The 21,293-nt window shown below is 67.3% G+C and carries 20 protein-coding genes; 11 read left to right on the plus strand and 9 right to left on the minus strand.

The features are described 5' to 3' along the window. Positions 1-73: 73 nt before the first annotated feature. Positions 74-502: an arsenate reductase (glutaredoxin) gene (arsC, locus tag HNP55_RS05945; protein ID WP_184297185.1), complete on the plus strand. Its 429-nt coding sequence runs from the start codon at positions 74-76 to the stop codon at positions 500-502. 4 nt (positions 503-506) lie between these two features. On the opposite strand, the gene HNP55_RS05950 is transcribed toward arsC, so the two are convergent. After that, positions 507-1,202: an MOSC domain-containing protein gene (locus HNP55_RS05950; RefSeq protein ID WP_184297187.1), complete on the minus strand. Its 696-nt coding sequence runs from the start codon at positions 1,200-1,202 to the stop codon at positions 507-509. A 55-nt stretch (positions 1,203-1,257) separates the two neighbouring features. Next, the gene (locus tag HNP55_RS05955; protein WP_184297189.1) at positions 1,258-1,806 is read right to left on the minus strand and encodes a carboxymuconolactone decarboxylase family protein; all 549 of its coding nucleotides are present in this window, start codon (positions 1,804-1,806) and stop codon (positions 1,258-1,260) included. A gap of 132 nt (positions 1,807-1,938) precedes the next feature. Here HNP55_RS05955 and HNP55_RS05960 point away from each other — a divergent pair, with 132 nt between their 5' ends. Next, positions 1,939-2,847, plus strand: coding sequence for an AraC family transcriptional regulator (locus tag HNP55_RS05960; protein WP_184297191.1), 909 nt, complete (start codon positions 1,939-1,941; stop codon positions 2,845-2,847). A gap of 5 nt (positions 2,848-2,852) precedes the next feature. Here HNP55_RS05960 and HNP55_RS05965 read toward each other — a convergent pair whose 3' ends face one another. Further along, complete coding sequence (locus tag HNP55_RS05965; RefSeq protein ID WP_184297193.1) at positions 2,853-4,271, minus strand: coniferyl aldehyde dehydrogenase; 1,419 nt, start codon at positions 4,269-4,271, stop codon at positions 2,853-2,855. A 150-nt stretch (positions 4,272-4,421) separates the two neighbouring features. Then, a complete protein-coding gene (locus tag HNP55_RS05970; protein WP_184297195.1) occupies positions 4,422-5,429 on the minus strand; it encodes an AraC family transcriptional regulator in 1,008 nt (335 codons plus the stop codon). A gap of 140 nt (positions 5,430-5,569) precedes the next feature. Between HNP55_RS05970 and HNP55_RS05975 the strand changes: the two genes are divergently transcribed. The 4 genes from HNP55_RS05975 to HNP55_RS05990 all read left to right on the plus strand — a co-directional run bounded on the left by HNP55_RS05975 (position 5,570) and on the right by HNP55_RS05990 (position 9,758). Continuing rightward, positions 5,570-6,346, plus strand: coding sequence for a class II aldolase/adducin family protein (locus HNP55_RS05975; protein WP_184297197.1), 777 nt, complete (start codon positions 5,570-5,572; stop codon positions 6,344-6,346). 200 nt (positions 6,347-6,546) lie between these two features. Continuing rightward, positions 6,547-8,079, plus strand: coding sequence for a peptide MFS transporter (locus HNP55_RS05980; protein ID WP_221439480.1), 1,533 nt, complete (start codon positions 6,547-6,549; stop codon positions 8,077-8,079). Between the two features lie 243 nt (positions 8,080-8,322). Next, positions 8,323-9,003 (plus strand): helix-turn-helix transcriptional regulator, encoded by a 681-nt coding sequence (locus HNP55_RS05985; RefSeq protein ID WP_184297199.1) that lies wholly within the window; start codon positions 8,323-8,325, stop codon positions 9,001-9,003. 110 nt (positions 9,004-9,113) lie between these two features. Beyond that, the gene (locus tag HNP55_RS05990; RefSeq protein ID WP_184297202.1) at positions 9,114-9,758 is read left to right on the plus strand and encodes a Crp/Fnr family transcriptional regulator; all 645 of its coding nucleotides are present in this window, start codon (positions 9,114-9,116) and stop codon (positions 9,756-9,758) included. A gap of 6 nt (positions 9,759-9,764) precedes the next feature. Here HNP55_RS05990 and HNP55_RS05995 read toward each other — a convergent pair whose 3' ends face one another. Beyond that, positions 9,765-10,745 carry a M48 family metallopeptidase gene (locus HNP55_RS05995; protein ID WP_184297204.1) on the minus strand — a complete coding sequence of 327 codons (981 nt, stop codon included), beginning with the start codon at positions 10,743-10,745 and terminating at the stop codon, positions 9,765-9,767. 83 nt (positions 10,746-10,828) lie between these two features. On the opposite strand from HNP55_RS05995, the gene HNP55_RS06000 reads away from it, so the two are divergent. Next, positions 10,829-11,341: a flavin reductase family protein gene (locus HNP55_RS06000; RefSeq protein WP_184297206.1), complete on the plus strand. Its 513-nt coding sequence runs from the start codon at positions 10,829-10,831 to the stop codon at positions 11,339-11,341. 119 nt (positions 11,342-11,460) lie between these two features. Here HNP55_RS06000 and HNP55_RS06005 read toward each other — a convergent pair whose 3' ends face one another. Genes HNP55_RS06005 through fmdA form a run of 3 tightly spaced genes read right to left on the minus strand, consistent with a single transcriptional unit; the run spans position 11,461 to position 13,580 of the window. Continuing rightward, positions 11,461-11,976: an AmiS/UreI family transporter gene (locus tag HNP55_RS06005; protein WP_184297208.1), complete on the minus strand. Its 516-nt coding sequence runs from the start codon at positions 11,974-11,976 to the stop codon at positions 11,461-11,463. 27 nt (positions 11,977-12,003) lie between these two features. Then, positions 12,004-12,345 (minus strand): zinc ribbon domain-containing protein, encoded by a 342-nt coding sequence (locus HNP55_RS06010; protein ID WP_184297210.1) that lies wholly within the window; start codon positions 12,343-12,345, stop codon positions 12,004-12,006. Positions 12,346-12,347: 2 nt separating this feature from the next. After that, the gene (fmdA, locus tag HNP55_RS06015) at positions 12,348-13,580 is read right to left on the minus strand and encodes a formamidase (protein WP_184297212.1); all 1,233 of its coding nucleotides are present in this window, start codon (positions 13,578-13,580) and stop codon (positions 12,348-12,350) included. Between the two features lie 170 nt (positions 13,581-13,750). Here fmdA and HNP55_RS06020 point away from each other — a divergent pair, with 170 nt between their 5' ends. Continuing rightward, entirely contained in the window at positions 13,751-17,149 is a 3,399-nt protein-coding gene (locus tag HNP55_RS06020) for an ATP-binding protein (RefSeq protein ID WP_184297214.1), read from the plus strand. Next, positions 17,136-18,035 (plus strand): response regulator transcription factor, encoded by a 900-nt coding sequence (locus HNP55_RS06025; protein WP_184297216.1) that lies wholly within the window; start codon positions 17,136-17,138, stop codon positions 18,033-18,035. Before HNP55_RS06020 ends, HNP55_RS06025 begins: the two co-directional genes overlap by 14 nt. Here HNP55_RS06025 and HNP55_RS06030 read toward each other — a convergent pair. Continuing rightward, positions 18,032-19,108 carry a substrate-binding domain-containing protein gene (locus HNP55_RS06030; protein WP_184297218.1) on the minus strand — a complete coding sequence of 359 codons (1,077 nt, stop codon included), beginning with the start codon at positions 19,106-19,108 and terminating at the stop codon, positions 18,032-18,034. The genes HNP55_RS06025 and HNP55_RS06030 overlap by 4 nt on opposite strands. A 111-nt stretch (positions 19,109-19,219) precedes the next feature. On the opposite strand from HNP55_RS06030, the gene HNP55_RS06035 reads away from it, so the two are divergent. Both HNP55_RS06035 and HNP55_RS06040 read left to right on the plus strand, forming a co-directional pair. Further along, positions 19,220-19,732, plus strand: coding sequence for a formate dehydrogenase subunit gamma (locus HNP55_RS06035; protein ID WP_184297219.1), 513 nt, complete (start codon positions 19,220-19,222; stop codon positions 19,730-19,732). Beyond that, positions 19,729-21,285 carry a formate dehydrogenase beta subunit gene (locus tag HNP55_RS06040; protein ID WP_184297221.1) on the plus strand — a complete coding sequence of 519 codons (1,557 nt, stop codon included), beginning with the start codon at positions 19,729-19,731 and terminating at the stop codon, positions 21,283-21,285. Before HNP55_RS06035 ends, HNP55_RS06040 begins: the two co-directional genes overlap by 4 nt. Positions 21,286-21,293: the final 8 nt, after the last annotated feature.

Consider the following 21,293-nt stretch of genomic DNA (forward strand, 5'->3'; position numbering starts at 1 on the left):
GCTCTCGGCGGGCGATGGGCTAGGATCTGCGCCTGCTTCCTTCCCCTGTTGCCACCTGCCCCGCCTTGCCGCCATGTCCCAGATCACGATTTACCACAACCCCGCCTGCGGCACCTCGCGCAACACCCTGGCCCTGATCCGCCATGCCGGCCTGGAGCCGGTGGTGATCGAGTATCTGCAGACGCCGCCCTCGCTGGAGCGCTTGCGCGAGCTGGTGGCCGCTGTTGGTGTCGGCGTGCGCGGCCTCTTGCGCGAGAAGGGCACACCGTTTGCCGAGTTAGGCCTGGCCGATCCGAAATGGAGCGATGAGCAGTTGCTGGGCTTCATCACCCAGCATCCGATTCTCCTGAACCGGCCTGTGGTCCTCACGCCCCTGGGTGCCAAGCTGTGCCGCCCCTCGGAAGAGGTGCTGGAGCTGCTGCCGGTGGGCCCGCTGCAGCCCTTCACCAAGTCGGATGGCGAGCAGGTTGTCGATACGGGGCTGCGCCGCAAGCCCGGCTGAGCTTTCATTCCTCGCCCATGCGGGGCGCCCAGGCCTCGATCTGGCCCGAGTTCAGGCGGCCGGCAAACAGGCGGCGCCAGGACTCGGTCAGCGGCAGCGCCAGCAACTCGCGCAGCTGGGTCGGGTCTTGCTCACGGTCACGGATGGCGCGCAGCAGGCGGGCCACGCTGGCCTGCGGGCAGGGCCGGGCCAGCAGCTCGATGGCATCGCCCGCGCCCACTTCGCCGGGGCCGTCGACGCGCAGATACCAGCCCGCGCGCAAGCTGTTCTGCACCTGTTTGGCCATGTCTTGCTGGGCAAAGCGCTCGTTGAGCTTCCAGCAGGGCTGGCGGCCTTGGCTGAGGCTGAACAGCGCCGTGCCTATGCGCAACTGGTCGCCCAGGCAGATGCCTTCTTCGTCCACGCCCTCGACGCTGAGGTTCTCGCCAAAGGCGCCGGGGGCATGCAGCAGGGTGCAGTCCGGCAAGGCGCTGCGCCAGGCCTCGTAATGCGACCAGCTATAGCAATGCACGGCCTTGTCCGGCCCGCCGTGTACGCGCAGATCGCCCTGTTCATCGCCGCTCAGGCCCAGCTTGTGCACGGCGACGCGCCCGGCCACCGGCTGTTTGGCGATGGCGCTGAGCACGCCGGGGCGAGCAGAAGGGACGGCGCGGCCGACCAGCACGCTGCGCACATGGCCGAGAAGGCGGGGCTTGTTCATGGGGCGAGGAGATGCGGGCAAAGCCGCATCTTCGCTGCATTTCAAATCAGCCTGCTCAGGCCGCGCGGCGCAGCGGCGTGGCGGGGAAGTCCACCGGCGTGTCCAGCGCCACATTGATGTAGTTGGTGAAGGTGTTCAGGGCCACATGGGCAATGATTTCGACCAGGGCGCCGTCATCAAAGCCTGCGGCACGCAGGGCCTGCACCTCCTCGGCCGAGACGCCGCCACGGGCCTCTACCAGACGCAGGGCGAAGCGCAGGGCGGCGGCGGTCTTGGGATCGGCGGACTCGCCGAGCTGGGCCGCGCTCAAGGCCTCGGCGACTAGGCCGGCCTTGCGGCCCAGGGCCGTGTGGGCGGCCAGGCAGTAGTCGCAGCTATTGCGATTGGCCACGGCCACGGCGATCTGCTCGCCCAGGGCGGCCGGCAGCACACCGCCGCCCAGGGCGCCGAAAAAGCTCCACATGGCTTGCAGCGCGGCCGGCGAGTTGGCGACGGCGCGGAACATATTCGGCGTCGCGCCAAACGCGGTCTGCACCTGGGTCAACAAGGCTTGCGTTTGGGTGTTGCTGCTGGTGGCGGCGGCGATGAGGGGGACGCGGTTCATGAGGGGCTCACTTTCGATGCTTGGGGGTTTGCACAATCGCCGGCCTGTCTGGCTGCGGCGTGATCCCAGTGTCTGGCGGATGGCGCTACGATAGGTATCGTTTCGTCCGTCAAACAAACCTTATCGTCCAGAATGACTTCGCAAGCCAGCAGCTCCCCCGCCGCACCCGCGCTGGACCGCCTGTCCGCCCTGTTCGAGCGTTTTCCGGTGCGGGCCCATCTCTTCCATGCCGGGCCGCTGTGCGGGCTGACGCATTTCGCGGCCGAGCCGGGCCGGGGTTTTCTGCATGTTTTGCGGCGCGGCGAGATGGAGCTGCGGCACGCGCCATCCACCGTCCGTGCCGCCCGCGCCGGCGCGCCCCAGCGCTTGCGCTTCAACGAGCCGACCCTGCTGTTCTACCCGCGTCCGCTGGCGCATGACTTCCACAACGCGCCGGTGGAGGGCGCCGATTTCGTCTGCGCCACCCTGGACTTTCATGGCGGTGCCGCCCACCCGCTGGTGCGCGCCCTGCCGCCGCTGATCTGCCTGCCCCTGCGTGAGGTCGCCGGCCTGGAGCAAAGCCTGGCGCTTTTGTTCGCCGAGACCGAGCAGCTGCGCTGCGGCCAGCGCCTGCTGGCGGACCGCTTGTTCGAGGTCGTGCTGCTGCAGCTGCTGCGCTGGCTGCTGGATCATCCGGCGGCCGATGCGCCCTCGGCGGGCCTCTTGCTTGGCCTGGCCGACGAGCGCCTGGCCCGCACGCTGACGGCCTTGCACGAACGGTCCGGCGAGGCCTGGAGTCTGGCACGCATGGCCGAGCTGGCCGGCATGTCGCGCAGCGCCTTCGCGGTCCGCTTCAAGGCGCAGCTAGGCCTGACGCCGGCCGACTATCTGGCCGATTGGCGCCTGGCCCTGGCCCAGGCCCAGCTGAGCCGGGGCCGGCCCGTCAAGACCATTGCCGCCGAGCTGGGCTATGCCAATGCCTCGGCCCTGTCACGCCTGTTTGCGCAGAAGACCGGGCAGTCGCCGCGCGCCTGGTTGCAGGCGCAGCCGGCGCCGCGCTGAGGCTGCTAGCGGGTCAGAAAGGCCAGCACCCGGTCCGCGAACTTGCCGTAGGGCGGCATCAGGAATTTGAGGCTGGAAAAGCGTGCTTGGTAGAACACCGGGCGCAGCTTGGAGAAGGTGTCAAAGCCCTCGCGGCCGTGGTAATGGCCCATGCCCGATTCGCCCACGCCGCCAAAGGGCAGGTCGTGCTGGCCTACGTGGAAGAGCGCATCGTTGACCGAGACGCCGCCCGACATCACCCGGTCCAGCAGCATTTGCACCGTGGGCTTGTCGTAGCTGAAGGGGTAGAGCGCCAGGGGCCGCGGGCCGGCGTTGATGGCCGTCACCACCTCCTCTAACTTGGCATAGGTACGGATCGGCAGGATGGGCCCGAAGATCTCGCGCTCGGCCAGCTGGCTGCCCGCGGGCGCGTTCAAGACGATGTGGGGGTTGATCTTGCGCGTGGCGCGCTCAAAGGCCGGGCCGGGCAAAAGCGGGATCAGCCGGGCGCCGCCGGCCTGCGCTTCGTCCAGGGCATTGAGCAGGCGGTCGAAGCTGCGCTCGTCGATGATGGCGGTGTAGTCGGCTGAGCTGAGCGCCGGGTAACGGGCCGCGACGATTTCGCGCGCCGCGCCGACAAAGGCTTCGACCCGATCGGCCGGCATCCACAGATGGTCGACGGTGGTGCAGATCTGGCCGGCGTTCAGGCACTTCACAAACATGATGCGTTCGGCCGCCAGGCGCAGCGGGAAGTCGGCGCAGAGCACGGCCGGGGCCTTGCCGCCTAACTCCAGGGTCACCGGGCAGAGGTTTTGCGCGGCGGCCGCCATCACGGCGCGGCCGGTCTGGCCCGAGCCGGTGAACAGCAGGTGGTCAAAGGGCAGCTTGGAGAATTCGATGCCCACGCCGCCGCTCTCGTCGAAGAACTGCAGCTTCTCGGGCGGGAAGTAGGCCGGCATGCGTTCAATCAGCAGCTTGGCCAGATGGCGCGAGTTCTCGCTCATCTTGACCATGGCGCGGTTGCCGGCGGCGAAGATGAAGGTGAGCGGCACCAGGCTCAGATTGACCGGGAAGTTCCAGGGCACGATGACGCCGACCACGCCCAGGGGCTGGGGGATGACGCGGTTGCTGGCACCGAGGAAGTTGCGCAGGTCGACCGCACGGCGCTGCGGCCGCATCCAGCGCTTGAGGTGCTTGAGCACCTGGTCAATGCCGTCGATGGCGGGGAAGATCTCGGCCAGCAAGGTCTCGTGCCGGGAGCGGTGGCCGTAGTCGGCGCTGATGGCCTCGCACAAGGCCTCCTTGTGATCGCGGATGAAGCGCTGCAGGGTGAGCAGATCCTGGCGGCGCTGCGCCAGCGTGGGGACCGGGTCCGCGTGGTAGGCGGCGCGTTGCAGCAGCAGGCAGTTCTGCAGCTGTTCTTGTAGGGAGGCGCTCATATTCATGGCTGGGCTTTCAGGCGGGGCGGGGCGAGAGAGATCGTGCGGCGTGCGACGACCGGCTCCGGTCGAGGATGCGGCTTTTCCTGCGCACAGGCATTGGCTTTGCGAGACAAAAAATGATCATTTGGCGACAGGCTGGGAAAGTCCTTAGCTTCAGGCCTTGGCCCGCATCTGCGTGGGCGTGCGACCAAACCAGCGCTTGGCGCTGCGGCTCAGGGCCGAGGGCTCGGCATAGCCCAGCATATCGGCCAGGGTGGCGATGGAGGGGCCGTCGGGCTTGCGGATCAGTTGCTCGAACAGGGCGCGGCGCTCCAGGTCCTTGAGCTGCTCAAAGCTGCTGCCCTCGTCGCCCAGCCGGCGCTGCAAGGTGCGGGGGTGGATGGCCAGGCGCTGGGCCACCTGCTGGTGCGAAGCCTGGCCGGTGGCCAGCAGCTGGCGCAAGAGCATGCGCACCCGGTCGGAGAACAGCAGCTCGGGCTGGCTGAATTGCTGGTCCAGATAGGCCTGGGCCAGCTGGCGCAGCAGGGCATTGCTCTTGGGCAGGGGCCGGTTCAGATCACGCGCGATCAGGCGCACGGCGGCATAGGGCTGCTCGAACAAGACCTCGATGTCCAGGGCCTGGCGGTAGGTGGCGAGGCTGGCCTGGCGCGTATGGGGCAGCAGCAGGGCCAGTAAGGGGAGGCGGTCCTGACCCAGCAGGCGCAGGCAGCGCAGCATCACGCCCAGGGCCAGCTCCAGGGCCTGGGCATGGGGCGGCGCGTCCGGCATCTCGATGTGATAGCAGAGGTCCAGCTGATCGGCCTGGCCGGGCACCGTCTGCGTCGCCATGCGCACCGCCGAGCTGTGCACAAAGATATAGCGCGTCGCCAGGGTGATGGCCTCGTGCAGGCTGGCGGCATGCTCGATCACCACGGCCACCGGCCCAAGCTTTTCCAGGCCCTGGCCATTCGACAAGCGCAGGCCCAGATCGGGGCAGCCGGCCACGGCGGCGCTGTGCTCCAGCAGCTCCATCATGGCGCGGTAGGGGATCAGGCAATCCGGGTCGGCCAGGGCCTGGCGGCTGAGGCCGAAGCGGCGCAGCAGGGCCGGCGCGTCCAGACCCAGGGCGTGCGCCTGCGCTTCATAGCCGGACAGGGCGGCGGCCCGGATCAGAGGGGTCATGGCGGGGCGGGGGGAGGGTGTTCCTGGGGTGACGCGCCATGGTAACTGTTTGTCGCCAAATGACAAGTCCATGCGGGGCCGGGCTCGCAGAATGCAGGCTCACCCCGCCGCCACGCCATCAATTGCCAGGAGCGCTCTGCATGAACAAGTTCAATGAATCCCTGCACATCCCTTCCCTGCAAGGCCAGGTCAGCGCGGCCGAGTGGCAGTTGCGCTGCGAGCTGGCGGCCGCCTACCGCCTGGTGGCCTTGTATGGCTGGAGTGATCTGGTCTTCACCCATATCAGCGCCCGCATCCCCGGGCCCGAGCACCAGTTCCTGATCAATCCCTACGGTCTGATGTTCGACGAGATCACCGCCTCCAGCCTGATCCGGGTCGACCAGGCCTGCAACAAGCTCAGCGAATCGCCCTTCCCGGTCAACCCGGCCGGCTTCACCATCCACAGCTGCATCCACCAGGTGCGCGAGGACGCGGCCTGCGTGCTGCACACCCACAGCCGCGCCGGTGTGGCGGTGGCGGCGCAGAAATGCGGGGTGCTGCCCATCAGCCAGCAGTCGACCTTTGTGCTGGGCTCGCTGGCCTATCACGACTACGAGGGCGTGGCCCTGCGTGAGGCCGAGCAGCCGCGCCTGCAGGCCGACCTGGGCAGCAAGCGCTTCCTGATGCTGCGCAACCATGGCCTGCTGACCGTGGGCGCCAGCATTGCCGATGCCTTTTTGTCCATGTATATCTTCGAGAGCGTCTGCCGCATCCAGATCGATGCCCAAGCGGGTGGCGAGCTGCAGCCGGTGCATCCGCAGATCCTGCAAGGGACGGCGGCGGTGATGAAGACGGCCACGGCCGGCATGGGGGCCGACATCGCCTGGCCCGCCCTGATCCGCAAGTTGGAACGCCTGGACCCCAGCTACCGCAGCTGAGCCCGGACGAGGCCCTTGTTGTTTGAAGGGAAGGGGGCAAGGGGGTGGGCGCTTCAAATCGCTTGGAAATGGCCTGCATTCGCGGGAAAACCCGAGTGTGGTGCCCGTCAATCGCCCAAAAGCAGCGGTGACAATGCGGCCTCCCCGCGCCGCCATGAGCGGCGCGGGTCTGTGCATGACCTTGCAGAACGGAGCGTCGCTTGAATAACAACAATCAGATCCAGCTGCCCAAGACCATTCTGGGCCACCCCAACAGCCTGTTCGTGCTGTTCTTCACCGAGATGTGGGAGCGTTTCTCCTACTACGGCATGCGTGCCCTGCTGGTGCTGTTCCTGATCTCGGAAACCGCCAAGGGCGGCTGGGGCTGGAGCCGCGCCGACGCCACCTCGCTGTACGGCTTGTACACCATGCTGGTCTACTTCACCCCCATCCTGGGCGGCTATCTGGCCGACCGCTATCTGGGCACGCGCCGCGCCGTGGTGCTGGGCGGCTTCATCATCGCGGCGGGCCATGTCTCGCTGTTCTTTGAGACCGTTCCCTCCTTCTACCTGGGCCTGGCCCTGGTGATCGCGGGCACGGGTTTGTTCAAGCCCAATATCTCGGCCATCGTCGGCCAGCTCTACAACAAGGACAACGAGGGCGCCCGCGACGGCGGCTACACCTTGTTCTATATGGGCGTGAACGCGGGGGCCTTCTTCGGCATCTCGCTGTGTGGCTATATCGGCGAGAAGGTGTCCTGGAATCTGGGCTTTGGCCTGGCCGGCGTATTCATGATTCTGGGCGCTCTGCAATTCTTCTTCAGCCAGGGTATTTTTGGCGATATCGGCGCCGCCCCAAAGCGGGAGCAGCAGGCCGCCCAACCGGTCGACGACACGCCCGCCCATGTGGTGGCCGATCGCCTGAAGGCCATCTTCGTGTTCGCCTTCTTCACCATCTTCTTCTGGTTTGCCTTCGAGCAGGCTGGCGGTTCCATGACCATCTTCGCGGCCGACTACACCGACCGTACCCTGGTCGGCACCAGCGGCCTGATCTTCAAGGTGGTCAACTCGCTGATGACGGTGATTCCCGCCGCCATCCTGACCTGGCTGCTGTGGCAGTTGCACCGCTCCACCGGCAGCAGCCAGCTCACGGGCAACCTCCTGCTGGTGCTTGCCTTCGCCCTGATCTGGGGCCTGGTGATCTGGATGCTGGGCCGCGAGTTCGCCATGGCCCAAAGCGAGGTGCCGGCCACCTGGTTCGGCGTGCTCAACTCCTTCTTCCTGGTCATCCTGGCGCCCATGTTCTCCAAGATGTGGGAAAAGCACTGGAACCCCAGCGGCCCGGTCAAGTTCGGCGTCGGCCTGGTGCTGCTGGGCCTGGGCTTTGCCGCCCTGGCCTATGGTGCCGCCGGCATCCCCTCGGGCGCCAAGACCGCGCAGATCAGCATGCTCTTCCTCTGCCTGGCCTATCTGCTGCACACCATGGGTGAGCTGTGTGTCTCGCCGGTGGGCCTGTCCTACATCAGCAAGTTGGCGCCCGCGCGCCTGCTGGGCCTGATGTTTGGCGTCTGGTTCCTCAACTCGGCCGTCGCCAACTTTATCGGCGGCAAGACGGGCTCCTACATCGACTACATCTCCACCACCTACTCGATGTCCACCTTCTTCCTGATCTTCACCTTCATCCCCGCCGTCGCGGGTGTGGTGCTGATGCTGCTGACGCCCTGGATGACGAAAAAGATGCACGGCGTGCATTGACCCCAGTCAGCCGGCCGCCGGCCTGCCATCGAAGCCGAGTCCTCTGACTCGGCTTTTTTTCGTCCGTGCGTGTGGAGGGGCCGAATCGAGAGATGCCAATAGCCATGGGCTTTGTCTCGAAAATCGCCGTAAATTGATCACAAAGCAATCTTTGAAGATTTACGGCGGCCCTCCGGGTGATGGACCTACGCTTGGCCTTGCCCTGTGTCGCCACCGATTGACCCCATGCTTCAGGAGTTCGGTATGAGCAGTACTTTCGCCTCCCCGGTCAGCAGTCCCGCCCTCAGCAGTTTCAGTCCCCGCGCCAGCCGCCCCGAACGACGCCAGGCCGACTCTCTCAGCAGCCATTGGATGAGCCTGGTGCTGGAGGAGCTGGATTACGGCGTGCTCCTGCTCAATGCGGCAGGCCGCGTCCTGCATTGCAATCTGGCGGCGCGGCGTGGCCTGGACGAGAACCACCCGCTGGAGATCAGCGCCAACCAGATCCGCAGCCGCGAGGCCAAGGATGCCGCCCCCCTGGCCGATGCCTTGCTAAAGGCCGAGCGCGAAGGCCGCCGCTGCCTGCTGCGCCTGGGCGACGGCGAACGCCGCGCCAATGTGGTGGTGGTGCCCTTGAACAAAGACGTGTCCCAGGCCGCCGTGCTGCTGGTGCTGGAGCGCGGCCAGCTCTGCGGCGATCTGGCCGCCCAGTGGTTCGCCCTGCGCTACGGCCTCACCCCGACCGAGACCGAGGTGCTGAAGGCGCTCAGCGCCGGTGTACGCCCTAACTTCGTGGCCGAGCAGCAGGGGGTGGCCATCTCCACCGTGCGCACGCAGATCCAGAGCATACGCGCCAAGTCCGGCGCCGACAGCATCGGCGAGCTGATGCGCCAGCTGGCCGTGCTGCCGCCGCTGATGTCTACGCTTCGCATGGAAGTCAATTGAGACTTGCCCTTGGCTAGCAAGGGGGTGTGTCGCAGTAGCGCGACGAATGAGCGGCACGGCTCTCGTAACATCCGTTCGCGACCACAACCGTCTGCTGTGGCGCGACTCCCATGGAAACTGCTGATTCGCTGGCCACCACGACTGCCGATTTTTCTGAATTGCCTGCCTCTCTGCGCTCGCTGGCCGGGCGCGGCATGGCGCGCAGCTACCGCCGTGGCACGGTGCTGATCGAAGAGGGCTCGCAGGGCGATGCCATCTACCTGGTCTTGTCCGGCTGCCTGCGGGTCTACGGCTGCGATGCGCGTGGACGCGAGGTGACTTACGGCATCTACGGGCCCGGCGAGTATGTGGGCGAGATGAGTTTGGACGGCGGCCCGCGCTCGGCCAGCGTCATCACCGAGCAGGCCTCGCGCTGCGTGATCCTGACCCGCGCCAGCCTGCTGGCCCATATCAGCGAGCATCCCGAATTCGCCTTCGAGCTGCTGACCAAGGTGATACGTCGCGCCCGCGCCGCTACCTTGTCGACCAAACAACTGGCGCTCAACGATGTGTATGGCCGCTTGAAGGCCTTGCTGGAATCCGCCACCGTCAGCACCGACGAGGTGCAGCTGACCCACCAGGCCATGGCCCAGCGCCTGGGCTGCTCGCGCGAGATGGTGTCCAAGCTGGTCAAGGACCTGGAACAGGGCGGCTATCTGATGCGGGTGGCCAATGGCCGCTACCGCCGCCTCAAGGCCTTGCCGGCACGCTGGTAAGCCACTTCACTGTGCTGCGGCCCGGCTCTGCAAGGCCGGCGCCACGTCAAAACGCTGCTTGGGCTTGTCGGCCCGCGCGTACAGGCCCTCGACCTTGGGCAGATTGGCCTGGATGTCCTTGATCCGTGTCGGCCCCGCCGGGTGGGTGGACAGCCATTGCGGCGGCGCACCCTTGGAAGCTGCCCCCATTTTTTGCCATAGCGAGATGCCCGCCGCCGGGTCGTAGCCGGCGCGTGCGGCCAGCTCCATGCCGACCAGATCGGCCTCGCTCTCGTCCTCGCGGCTGAAGGTCAGGCTCAGCAATTGCCCGCCCATATTCAGCAAGGTGTCACCCACGCCGCCCAGGCCCAGCAGGCTGGAAATCAGGCCGGCGCCGATGCGCGTCGCCTGCGTCTTGGCCATGCGTTCGCGCGCATGTTCACGCAAGGCATGGGCGACCTCGTGGCCCATGATGGTGGCAACCTCGTCGTCGCTGAGCTTGAGTTTGTCCAGAATGCCGTAGTAGAAGGCGATCTTGCCGCCCGGCATGCAAAAGGCGTTGAGCTGGGGACTGGCGATCAGATTGACCTCCCAGCGCCACTGCTTGGCGCGCGGGTTCCAGGGTTCGGACTGCGGAATGATGCGCTTGGCGATCTCGCGCAGCCGGATCAGCTGAGGATGGTTGTTAGGCGCCAGAGCGCGCTGGTTGGCGGCCTCGCGCATCATCTGCTGGTATTGCTGGGCGCCGGCGGCCTCGACCTGTTCGGCCGGCACCAGCTTGGCCATGGAACTGCTCTTGCCCACGTCTACGCCCTCGCGCGCCCAGGCGCCGGGTGCCAAGGCGCTGAGCCCCAGCAGGCCGGTGAACAAGCGGCGCGAACTCTGCCGGGCTTGGCAGGCGCCGCCCGCGCAAGCGCACAGGCCAAAGCCGTGCCGGGGCGCGCTGGGCAGCACGGGGTCGGCATGGGGGTCGAACGAGGCGGTGGGGGGGATGTTTGAGGCAGTCATTGGCGTGAGCTTAACGTCATTGCATTTACGGGCATTTTCACGAGCCGCAAGCCCTGCCTGCAGCCAGGCCCGACAATGCGGCCATGTCTCGAACGCCCCATTCCTCACCCGCCCTGGACGAAGGCCAGCTGCAGTTCCGTGCCGCCCTGGGCATGTTCGCCACCGGCGTCACCATCGTCACCGCCCGCGCGCCCGATGGCAGCCTGGTCGGCCTGACCGCCAATTCTTTCAATTCGGTCTCGTTGTCGCCCCGCCTGGTGCTGTGGAGCCTGGGCCAGAAAGCGGGCTCCATGCCGGTGTTCAGCCGCGGCTCGCACTACGCCATCAACATCCTGGCGGCCGAGCAAAAAGAGCTGGCCCAGCGTTTTGCCACCCGCGATATCGACCGTTTCGCCGGCGTGGCCTGGCGCGAGGGCGCGGGCGGCGCACCGGTGCTGGACGGCGTGGCCGCCGTGTTCGAATGCGCCAACCGCAGCCAGTACGAGGAGGGCGACCACGTCATCTTCGTCGGCGAGGTGGAGAGTTGCAGCCGCCGCGAGGGCGCGCTGCCGCTGATCTACCACGGCGGGCGCTACTACACCGAGCTGCCGATCTAAGAGCGGCTCACAAAACTCTCCTGGCGTCGTTACGCCGTCTCGCCGTACCAGCTGTACTGTCTTCGACGGCGCGCCTAGCCAGGACCGCTGTGCTGAGTTTTGTTAGCCGCTCTAATTGGCTACTTCAGCATCCCGCTGAGGATCAGATAACCCGGCAGCCAACCGGTCAGCACGCCCTGGGCCAGGGTGACGGCGCCGGTTAGCTTGGCGATGGGTTTGCCCAGCGCCAGCAGTACGAAGAACATCAGCCACAGCAGGGCCCAGGCGGCCCAGCACCAGCCCAGCCAGACGCTCAGGGCGGAGGTGGCGCTGCCCAGGGTGTCCAGCGCCACGGGCACGGCCGTCATGCCCACGAACAGGCAGAACCAGCCCAGGCCACGGCCGTCGGCGCCGTTGTAGCGGTTGAAGGCCACCCAGAGATAGGTCAGGGTGAACAGCAGGGTCAGCGCCGCCCCTTTGATGGAGGCGGCATCGGCGCCGGGGCCGAAGGCCGAGTAGGCCGCCACGCTCAGGGTGACGCCGCCGACAAAGACATTGATGAGGGCAATCTCCTTGTCGCCGACCCGGCCCAGCAACCACAAGCCGTTGAGGCAGAGTACGGCGCCCACGTAAAGCAAGGACAGTCCGAGAAGCATGGGGGTCTCCCGAGAAAGACGAATGATTCAGTGGCTGATCATCCAGGGCCGTTTGGAAGGGAAGGCCTTGGCGCCATTCGCCGCTGTCACGGTGCTGCCGCGCCGGCCTGGCTGGCAGCAGCCGCAGCCGGCGGGGTGGCGCAGGCGGGTGTAGTCGGCCGAGCGCTGCGGTTCATGCGCCGCTCTTTCATTGCCGGCCATGGCGAGCAGGCGGGCGGGCGCCATCTCGCGCAGGCGCGAGCCCTCCACCCAGGCCCGCTCGCTGGGCTCGGCGCAGCCCGGGCAGGGCGCGGGCCGGTCGCGCTCGGCCATGGGCCGCAGAGCGTCGAACAGGCCGCAGTCCCGGCAGCGGTAGTCGTAGATGGGCATGATCAGCGCAGATCGGGCGACAAAGGCATCTGCACCGAGCCATCCAGGTGCTTGACCGGGCCGGCCGCCGAGGGGTTGATGTCGAAGTCGAAGATCTGTGTCGGCAGCCACAGCGTGGCGCAGGCATTCGGAATATCGACCACGCCGCTGATATGGCCCTGCACCGGCGCCACGCCCAGGATCGAATGGGCTTGCGCGGCCGAGTAACCGAACTTCTTCAGGTACTCGATGGCATTCAGGCAGGCCTGGCGATAGGCCACATGCACGTCCAGGTAATGCTGCTTGCCCTGTTCGTCCACCGAGATGCCTTCGAAGATCAGGTAGTCGTTGTACTGGGGCGTGATGGGGCTGGGCTTGAAGATGGGGTTCTTGATCCCGTACAGCGCCATGCCGCCCTTCAGGATGCTGACCCGCATATGCACCCAGCCGGCCATCTCGATGGCGCCGCAGAAGGTGATCTCGCCGTCGCCCTGGCTGAAGTGCAGGTCACCCACACTGAGGCCGGCGCCTTCCACGTAGACGGGGAAGAAGATCTTGGAGCCGCGCGACAAGTCCTTGATGTCGCAGTTGCCGCCATGCTCGCGCGGCGGCACCGTGCGTGCGCCCTCGGCTGCGGCCTTCTCACGGCCCGCACCTTTGAGCTTGCCCAGATGGGCGGTGGCGGCCGAGGGCGGGGCGGCCAGGGGTGGCACGCGCTCGGGGTCGGTGGCGATGAAGGCAAGCTCGCGTGCGTTCCACATATCCAGCATCTTCTGGTCGGGCAGGCAGCCGATCAGGCCGGGGTGGATCAGACCGGCGAAGTTGACGCCCGGCACGTGGCGCGAGCTGGTGAACAGGCCGTGGAAGTCCCAGATCGATTTCTGCGCCTGTGGGAAATGCTCGGTCAGGAAGCCGCCGCCGTTCTTCTTGCTGAAGAAGCCGTTGAAGCCCCACAGGCTGTCGGACTTGGCGCCCACGTCCAGAAGTTCCACCACCAGCAGGTCGCCCGGCATGGCGCCGCGCACGCCGACCGGGCCCGACAGATAGTGGACGGTGGTCAGGTCGATGTCGCGCACATCGTCGGCGCTGTCGTTGTTCTTGATGTAGCCGCCGGTCCAGTCATAGGTTTCCAGCACGAAGTCGTCGCCGGGCTGCACCCAGCAGGCCATGGGGATGTCCGGGTGCCAGCGGTTGTGAACCATCTCATTGCTGGGGGCTGGCTTGGAAAGATCAACCTTGATCAGAGTTTCGGGCATGGTGAACCTCCTGCGGATGAATGGGTGGGTGGGCGAAAGTGCCGATGAACACGGCAAACAGGCTTGCATGCTGCGCGTGCCGGCCGGCCCGCCCAATACGTCATATGACGTAGGTTTTTCGGTGGAAACCCCTGTTGCAGCGCCTCGGCAGCGGGCAATAGTTGAACGGCATGCACAGCCAGAAAATCTTCAAGGTCCGCCGCGAGTACAACAGCTGGGTGGCCAACGAGTCCATGGAGGACTTCGCCCTGCGCTACACGCCGCGCAGCTTCCGCAAATGGTCCACCTGGCGGGTCGGCAACACGGCTTATGGCGGCGCCTCCTTCCTGGCGCTGGAGGCCATAGGCGCGACCCTCGCGCTCAAGTACGGCTTCTCGAACGCCGTGTGGGCGATCGCCAGCGTCGCCCTGATCTGCTTTCTGAGCGGCCTGCCCATCAGCTACTACGCCGCCCGCTATGGCCTGGACATGGACTTGCTGACTCGGGGCGCGGGCTTTGGCTATATGGGTTCGACCATCACCTCGCTGATCTACGCCAGCTTTACCTTCATCTTCTTCGCCCTGGAGACCGCCATCCTGGCCACGGCCCTGCACTTGCTGATCCCCTTGCCCATGATGGTGCTCTACCTGCTGTGCTCGCTATTGATCCTGCCCCTGGTGGCACGCGGCATCACCTTGCTCTCGCGTTTGCAGCTCTGGACCCAGCCGCTGTGGCTGGCGCTGCTGCTGCTGCCCTACCTCGTTATCTACTGGAAGCAGCCGCAACTGGTCCGCGACTTCGCCCTGATGACGGGGCTGAACTCGGGCTCCAGCCGCTTTGATCCGCTGATGTTCGGGGCCGCCGTCACGGTGGCCTTCTCGCTGGTGGTGCAGATCGGCGAGCAGGTGGACTATCTGCGCTTTCTGCCGGAGCAGACCCCCGCCAATCGCTGGCGCTGGTGGTTGGCCCTGGTGGTGGCCGGGCCGGGCTGGATCTTGCCCGGCGCGCTCAAATTGCTGGGCGGCGCCTTCCTGGCCTTTCTGATGCTGGAGCAGGGGCATAGCGCGCAGCAGGCCGTGCAGCCCACGCAGATGTATCTGAGCGCCTATGCCGAGGTGTTCGACTCGCCGGCCTGGGTGCTGGCCGCCACCGTGCTGTTCGTGGTGGTTTCGCAGGTCAAGATTAATGTCACCAATGCCTATGCGGGTTCGCTGGCCTGGTCCAATTTCTTCGCCCGGCTCACCCACAGCCACCCGGGCCGGGTGGTCTGGCTGGTCTTCAATGTGCTGATTGCCCTGCTGCTGATCACGCTGGGCGTGTTCCAGATTCTTGACCAAGTGCTCAGCCTTTACAGCAATCTGGCCGTGGCCTGGGTGGGCGCCCTGGTGGCCGACCTTGTTGTCAACAAGCCCTTGGGCCTGAGCCCGCCTGGCATCGAATTCAAGCGGGCTCATCTCTACGACATCAATCCGGTGGGCCTGGGCGCCATGTTGCTGGCCACGGCCATCGCCACCCTGGCCTATCTGGGCCTGCTGGGGCCGGGGGCCGAGGCGTTTTCCTCCTTCATCGCCCTGGGCCTGGCGTTTGTGCTCTCGCCACTGCTGGCTTGGGCCAGCGGCGGCCGCTACTATCTCGCCCGCGCCCCGGCGCAGCTGGCCGCGCCCGGCGCCAGCGTGGAGTGCAGCATCTGTGAGCAGTGTTTCGAGGTTGAGGATATGGCGTACTGCCCCGCCTACGGCACGCCCATCTGCTCGCTCTGCTGCACGCTGGAGTCGCGCTGCCATGACCGCTGCAAACAGCACGCCCGGGCGGCCGAGCAGGCCTCGCACTTCCTCTCGGCCCTGCTGCCCCAGGTGCTGGCGCGAAGGGTCAACTTCCGCGTCAGCCACTATCTGCTGGTCTTTCTCTCCCTCTGCACCCTGGTGGGCAGCGTGATCGGGGCCATTTACTGGCAGGCCGGTTCGACCCAGGCCGACGTCGCGGCCCGCGCCCTGCTGGCCCAGGCCTTCGTCAAGGCCGGCGCCATGTTGCTGCTCATCATCGCCGTGCTGAGCTGGTGGGTGGTGCTGAACAGCCAGGCCAAGCAATTGGCGCAGGAGGACTCCAACCGCCAGAACGAGTTGCTGCGCGCCGAGATCGATGCCCACCAGCGCACCGACGCCGCCCTGCAGCACGCCAAGGAGGTGGCCGAGGCGGCCAACCAGGCCAAGACCCGCTATGTGGCCGGCCTCTCGCATGAGCTGCGAACCCCCTTGAACAGCATCCTCGGCTACTCCAATCTGCTGCTGAAAAACCCCCAATTGCCGGCCGGCGCCAGAGACGGCCTGGGCACCATCCAGCGCAGCGGCCAGCATCTGTGTGAATTGGTGGATGAGTTGCTGGACCTGGCCCGCATCGAGGCCGAGCGCTTGCAGCTGGAGGCTGTGGCCCAGCACCTGCCCCAGCTTCTGCAGGATGTGCTGCGCATGGTCAGGCCGCAGGCCGAGGCCAAGGGCCTGGCCTTCCATTACCGCGAGGCCGGTGATCTGCCCCAGTGGATAGAGGCGGACAGCAAGCGCCTGCGCCAAGTTCTTCTCAATCTGCTGGGCAATGCGGTGCGCTTCACCGTTAGCGGCGCAATACACCTGACCGTAACGCGCCCCGATGCCGAGGGCGAGCTGCTGCGCTTCGAGGTGAGGGACAGCGGCCCCGGCATCGCCGCCGCCGACCAGCAGCGAATTTTTGAACCCTTCGAGCAAGGCCATGAGCGCGCCAGCGGCGGCGAGCCCGGTGCCGGCCTGGGGCTGACCATCACCGACAAGCTGGTGCGCCTGATGGGCGGCCGCATCAGCTTGCACAGCCGGGTGGGTGAGGGCAGCTGCTTCGCCGTGGAGCTGCCCCTGCCCACGCGGCCCCCGCCCGCCCGGCGGCGCCAGCCGCGGCGCGAGATCATCGGCTACGCAGGCCCGCGCCAGCATCTGCTGATCGTGGACGATCAGGCGGACCAGCGGGCCTTGCTGAGGCAGCTGCTGGAGCCGCTTGGATTTGAAGTCAGCGAAGCCGACAGCGGCGAGCAATGCCTGGAGCTGATGGCCCAGGCCCCCGCCGATCTGCTGCTGCTGGACATCGGCATGCGGCCGCTGGACGGTTGGCAGACGGCCGAGCGCCTGCGCGGTGGGCCCTGCCGGCAGAGCCCCATCATCATGGTCACGGCCAATCTTTTCGAGGACATGGCTCAGCGCCTGCAAGCCTGTGGCTGCCAGGCCCTGGTGGCCAAGCCTCTGCAGGAGCCCGAGCTTTTGCAGGCCATCCAAGCGGCCCTGGGCCTGCGCTGGGTCCGGCGTGCGCCGGCGGTCCCGGCCGACGATGGTCAAGCCCTGGAGCAGGACTGGGGGGAGGACTGGGAGCAGGTGCCGCAAGAGCTGCGCCAAGCCTTGCTGCGCCTGCTCGACAGTGGCCATGTGCGTGGCCTGGGCGAGGCCTTGCAGGCCCTGGCCCAGGAGTATCCGGCCACCCGCGCCCTGTGCCTGGAGATGCAAGCCCAGCTGAGCCGCTTCGAGCTGGATGCCTTGCAGGCGCGGCTGAGAAAGGTCTGCCATGCCGAACACTGAGCCGCGGGACAACCGCCCCATCGTGCTGGTGGTGGACGACGCCCCCGCCAGCCTGGGCCTGCTGTGCGAGATCCTGGAGCAGGGCGGCTACAGCGTGCGCGTGGCGCAAGACGGCGCCACCGCCCTGCGCCGCCTGCAATTGCTGGAGCCAGCCGCCATCCTGCTGGACGCCAAGATGCCCGGCCTGTCGGGCTTCGAGACCTGCCGGCGCATCAAGGCCGACGCAGCGCTGGCCCATATCCCGGTGATCTTCATGACCGGCCTGAGCGATTCCGCCCATGTGCTGCAAGGCTTTGCCAGCGGCGGCGTCGATTACGTCACCAAGCCGCTGTGCTCGGAGGAGGTGCTGGCCCGGCTCAACATCCATGCGCGCAATGCCAAGCTGGCCCAGCTCAGCCGCGAGGCCCTGGAGGCGGCCGGCCTGGGTGTGCTGCTGCTGGACGCGCAGCGGGCGCTGGTCGGCTGCTCGCCCGCCGCGCGCCACTGGCTGGGCGAACACGGCCTGCCGCCGGATGGCCGCAGTCTGCCGCCTGGCTGGTGGGCCGAGCCCGGCGCCTTGCTGCGCATTCCGCCGCCCGACCCGGGCGCCGCAGGCCTGCAGATCCGCAATCTGGGTCCGGTCGGCCAGGGCGAAACCTTGCTGCTGTTGCAAGCCTGCGGTGCTGAGGCTAACCTTGAAAACAAGCGTCATCAGACGGCCCTGACCTCGCGCGAAGCCGAGGTGCTGTCCTGGTTGTCCAAGGGCAAGACCAATCGCGACATTGCCGACATCCTCTCGATCAGCCCGCGCACCGTCAACAAGCATCTGGAGCATCTGTTCGAGAAGCTGGGCGTGGAAACCCGCTCGGCGGCCGCGGCCATTGGTGCGCTGCAGTCGCGCGCTTAGGCCGCCAGCTGCGGATACGCCTCATGCAACAGCGTCACCCGCCCCGCCTCGCTGGCGTCGTAGCCGGGCAGGCGGTCGAGGATCTGGCGCAGTCCGGGCTCGCGCAGGGCGGCCAGTACGCGCTGCAAGGCGGGCGTTTCCAGCAGGGCCGTGGGGCAGAGCAAAAAGTAGCGCTCCTTGGCCAGGGGGATGAAGTCGAGCTGGAACTGGCGCGCCGCGGGCTCCAGGCCGAAGCCGGCATCGGCCATGCCGCTGGCCACATAGGCGGCCACGGCGGCGTGGGTGAATTCGCCTTGCTCGAAGCCGGCGATCTGCTCGGCCGCCAGTGATTGCAGTTGCAGCAGGCTCTCCAGCAGCAGCCGCGTGCCCGAGCCCACTTGGCGGTTGATGAAGCGCAGGCCGGGCCGCAGCAGATCGGCCAGTTCGTAAATCTTCTTGGGGTTGCCCGGTGCCAGCATCAGGCCCTGGCGGCGGCTGGCGATGTCGATCAGGCTGAAGTCGCCGCCCGTCAGCCAGGGCGAGTAATGCCGCAAGGCCGCGTCCTGCAAATCGCCCAGCGGGATGTGCAGGCCGGCGGCGTCGCAGCTGCCGTCGCGCAGGGCGGCGGCGGCGGCCGTGCTGTCGCAGTATCTGTGCTCGATGCGCAAGTCCTCGTGCTGCAGCTGTTCGACCAGGGACTCGATCGCATAGCCGTGGCTGGCATGAATGCGCAAGAGCACGGCCTCGCCGGAGATGGCCTGGCGGATCTCGGCCGCCAGCTCGGAGGCCAGCGAGTCCAGCACCGGCCCCAGGCTGGCGCTGATGCGTTGGTCGGCCCACACCAGCTTCTCGCCCAGCAAGGTCAGGGTCGAGCCCTTGCCCCGCTCCATGTGCAAGAGGGCGGCCTTGAACTGGGCCTCGCCCTGGCGGATCAGATCCCAGGCATGGCGGTAGGACAGGCCCAGGCGCAGAGCCGCCGCCTGCAGGCTGCCATGCAAGCGCACCTGCGCCAGCAATTCCAGCAGACGCGGCGGCAGTGGGGGCTGGCCGGGCAGCTGGATGGTCCAGCTGGGTTTGATCGAGATCTTTTTCATCCGGGTCAACCCTTTATGAACAGAGGCGCCTATGAAAAGCGCTGCCGCGCTCATATTGCGGCGCCGGGGCGCTGCTGCCAGGATGGCGGCCCAACAAGAGGAGACAGTGCGATGTCCAGCATTCTGGCAGGCCAAGATCATGGTCAGGACTCTTTGAATGCGTCCACCCGCGAGCTGCTGCAGCGCCTGATCGAGCAGCACCGCAAGCGGCCCGGCGCCCTGCTGCCGCTGCTGCACGCGGTGCAGGAGGCGCTGGCTTATGTGCCGGTGGCGGCCCTGCCTTTGATTGCCGCCGGGCTGAATTTGTCGCGCGCCGAGGTCCATGGGGTCGCGAGTTACTACCACTTCTTCCGCAGCGAGCCGCCGGGCCGCCATCTTGTGCAGATCTGCCGTGCCGAGGCCTGCCAGGCCTGCGGCGGCGAGGCCTTGCTGCGCCAGGCCGAGCAGACCCTGGCCTGCCCGCTGGGCCAGACCCGGGGTGACGGCGCGCTGACGCTGGAGGCCGTGTACTGCCTGGGCCTGTGCGCCACCGGCCCGGCCCTGCAGATCGACGCGCAATTGCATGGCCGGGTCACGCCGCAAAAACTGCAGACCCTGGCCGAGGCGCTGGAGCTGAATCCATGAGCGCACCCATTAAAGTTTTTGTGCCGGCCGACTCGGCCGCCCTGGCCCTGGGGGCGGACGCCGTTGCGGCCACTTTGCAGGCCGAGTGCGCGCGGCGCGGCCAGGCCTTGGCCCTGGTGCGCAACAGCTCGCGCGGCCTGTTCTGGCTGGAGCCCCTGGTCGAGGTGCAGACGGCGGCCGGCCGCGTGGCCTTCGGCCCGGTGCAGGCCGAGGACGTGGGCCGCTTGCTGGATGAGGGCTTGCTGCAGGGCCTGGGCGGCGAACTCTGCCTGGGCCCGACCGAGCGAATCCCTTTTCTGGCCCGGCAGGAGCGCCTGACCTTTGCCCGCATGGGCGTCACCGATCCGCTCTCGCTGGCCGATTACGAGACCCATGGCGGCTGGGCCGGGCTGCGGCGTGCGTTGCAGCTGCCGCCCGCCGAAGTGGTGCAGGAGGTGCTGGACGCCGGCCTGCGCGGGCGCGGCGGCGCGGCCTTTCCGGCCGGCATCAAATGGCGCACGGTGGCCGAGGCCCCGGCGGGGCAGAAGTATGTGGCCTGCAATGCCGACGAGGGCGACTCGGGCACGTTTTCCGACCGCATGGTGATGGAGGGCGACCCCTTCATGCTGATCGAGGGCCTCTTGATTGCCGGCCTGGCCGTGGGCGCCACGCGGGGCTATGTCTACATCCGCTCGGAATACCCGCTGGCCATCGCCCGCATGCAGGAGGCGGTGCGCCGCGCCGCTGCGGCGGGCTTTTTGGGCGCTGATGTCTGCGGCAGCGGTCGGGCCTTCGAGCTGGAGCTGCGCAAGGGCGCGGGCTCCTATGTCTGCGGCGAGGAAACCGCCATGCTGGAGAGCATCGAGGGCCGGCGCGGCCTGGTGCGCGCCAAGCCGCCCCTGCCCGCCCTGCAAGGCCTGTTCGGCCGGCCCACGGTGATCAACAACGTCATCACCCTGGCCAGCGTGCCGCTGATCCTGGCGCGCGGCGCCGCCTTTTACCGCGATTACGGCCTGGGCCGTTCGCGCGGCACCCTGCCTTTCCAATTGGCCGGCAATATCCGCCAGGGCGGCCTGGTGGAGAAAGCCTTCGGCCTGACGCTGCGCGAATTGCTCTACGACTTCGGCGGCGGCAGCCGCAGCGGCCGGCCCATCAAGGCGGTGCAGGTGGGTGGCCCCTTAGGCGCCTACGTGCCGGAGTCGCAATGGGATCTGCCGCTGGACTACGAGGCCTACGCCGCTGTGGGCGCGGCCCTGGGCCATGGTGGCATCGTCGTACACGACGACACGGCCGATATGGCCGCGCTGGCCCGCTACGCAATGGAATTCTGCGCGCTGGAGAGCTGCGGCAAATGCACGCCCTGCCGCATCGGCTCGACCCGGGGCGTCGAGGTGCTGGACCGCATCCGCCTCGCACCCGCGCCGCAGCAGCGCGGCGAGCAGGTGGAGTTGTTGCGCGATCTGTGTGACACCTTGCTGCACGGCAGCCTCTGCGCCATGGGCGGCATGACGCCTTACCCGGTGCTGTCGGCACTCGACCATTACCCGGCCGACTTCGGCCTGCCGGCCGCCTGAGGAGACCC

The sequence above is a fragment of the Roseateles oligotrophus genome, assembly GCF_014204525.1.
GTDB lineage: Bacteria > Pseudomonadota > Gammaproteobacteria > Burkholderiales > Burkholderiaceae_C > Paucibacter_A > Paucibacter_A oligotrophus_A.

Bases quoted from the DNA above. Each gene is read 5' to 3' on its own strand.
- arsC (WP_184297185.1), top strand. From the start codon at position 74: ATGTCCCAGATCACGATTTACCACAACCCCGCCTGCGGCACCTCGCGC.
- fmdA (WP_184297212.1), bottom strand. From the start codon at position 13,580: ATGCCCGAAACTCTGATCAAGGTTGATCTTTCCAAGCCAGCCCCCAGC.
- HNP55_RS05995 (WP_184297204.1), bottom strand. From the start codon at position 10,745: ATGACTGCCTCAAACATCCCCCCCACCGCCTCGTTCGACCCCCATGCC.
- HNP55_RS06010 (WP_184297210.1), bottom strand. From the start codon at position 12,345: ATGCCCATCTACGACTACCGCTGCCGGGACTGCGGCCTGTTCGACGCT.
- HNP55_RS05970 (WP_184297195.1), bottom strand. From the start codon at position 5,429: ATGACCCCTCTGATCCGGGCCGCCGCCCTGTCCGGCTATGAAGCGCAG.
- HNP55_RS06035 (WP_184297219.1), top strand. From the start codon at position 19,220: ATGTCCAGCATTCTGGCAGGCCAAGATCATGGTCAGGACTCTTTGAAT.
- HNP55_RS05985 (WP_184297199.1), top strand. From the start codon at position 8,323: ATGAGCAGTACTTTCGCCTCCCCGGTCAGCAGTCCCGCCCTCAGCAGT.
- HNP55_RS05955 (WP_184297189.1), bottom strand. From the start codon at position 1,806: ATGAACCGCGTCCCCCTCATCGCCGCCGCCACCAGCAGCAACACCCAA.
- HNP55_RS05990 (WP_184297202.1), top strand. From the start codon at position 9,114: ATGGAAACTGCTGATTCGCTGGCCACCACGACTGCCGATTTTTCTGAA.
- HNP55_RS06020 (WP_184297214.1), top strand. From the start codon at position 13,751: ATGCACAGCCAGAAAATCTTCAAGGTCCGCCGCGAGTACAACAGCTGG.
- HNP55_RS06000 (WP_184297206.1), top strand. From the start codon at position 10,829: ATGTCTCGAACGCCCCATTCCTCACCCGCCCTGGACGAAGGCCAGCTG.
- HNP55_RS06040 (WP_184297221.1), top strand. From the start codon at position 19,729: ATGAGCGCACCCATTAAAGTTTTTGTGCCGGCCGACTCGGCCGCCCTG.
- HNP55_RS06025 (WP_184297216.1), top strand. From the start codon at position 17,136: ATGCCGAACACTGAGCCGCGGGACAACCGCCCCATCGTGCTGGTGGTG.
- HNP55_RS05950 (WP_184297187.1), bottom strand. From the start codon at position 1,202: ATGAACAAGCCCCGCCTTCTCGGCCATGTGCGCAGCGTGCTGGTCGGC.
- HNP55_RS06030 (WP_184297218.1), bottom strand. From the start codon at position 19,108: ATGAAAAAGATCTCGATCAAACCCAGCTGGACCATCCAGCTGCCCGGC.
- HNP55_RS05965 (WP_184297193.1), bottom strand. From the start codon at position 4,271: ATGAATATGAGCGCCTCCCTACAAGAACAGCTGCAGAACTGCCTGCTG.
- HNP55_RS05975 (WP_184297197.1), top strand. From the start codon at position 5,570: ATGAACAAGTTCAATGAATCCCTGCACATCCCTTCCCTGCAAGGCCAG.
- HNP55_RS06005 (WP_184297208.1), bottom strand. From the start codon at position 11,976: ATGCTTCTCGGACTGTCCTTGCTTTACGTGGGCGCCGTACTCTGCCTC.
- HNP55_RS05960 (WP_184297191.1), top strand. From the start codon at position 1,939: ATGACTTCGCAAGCCAGCAGCTCCCCCGCCGCACCCGCGCTGGACCGC.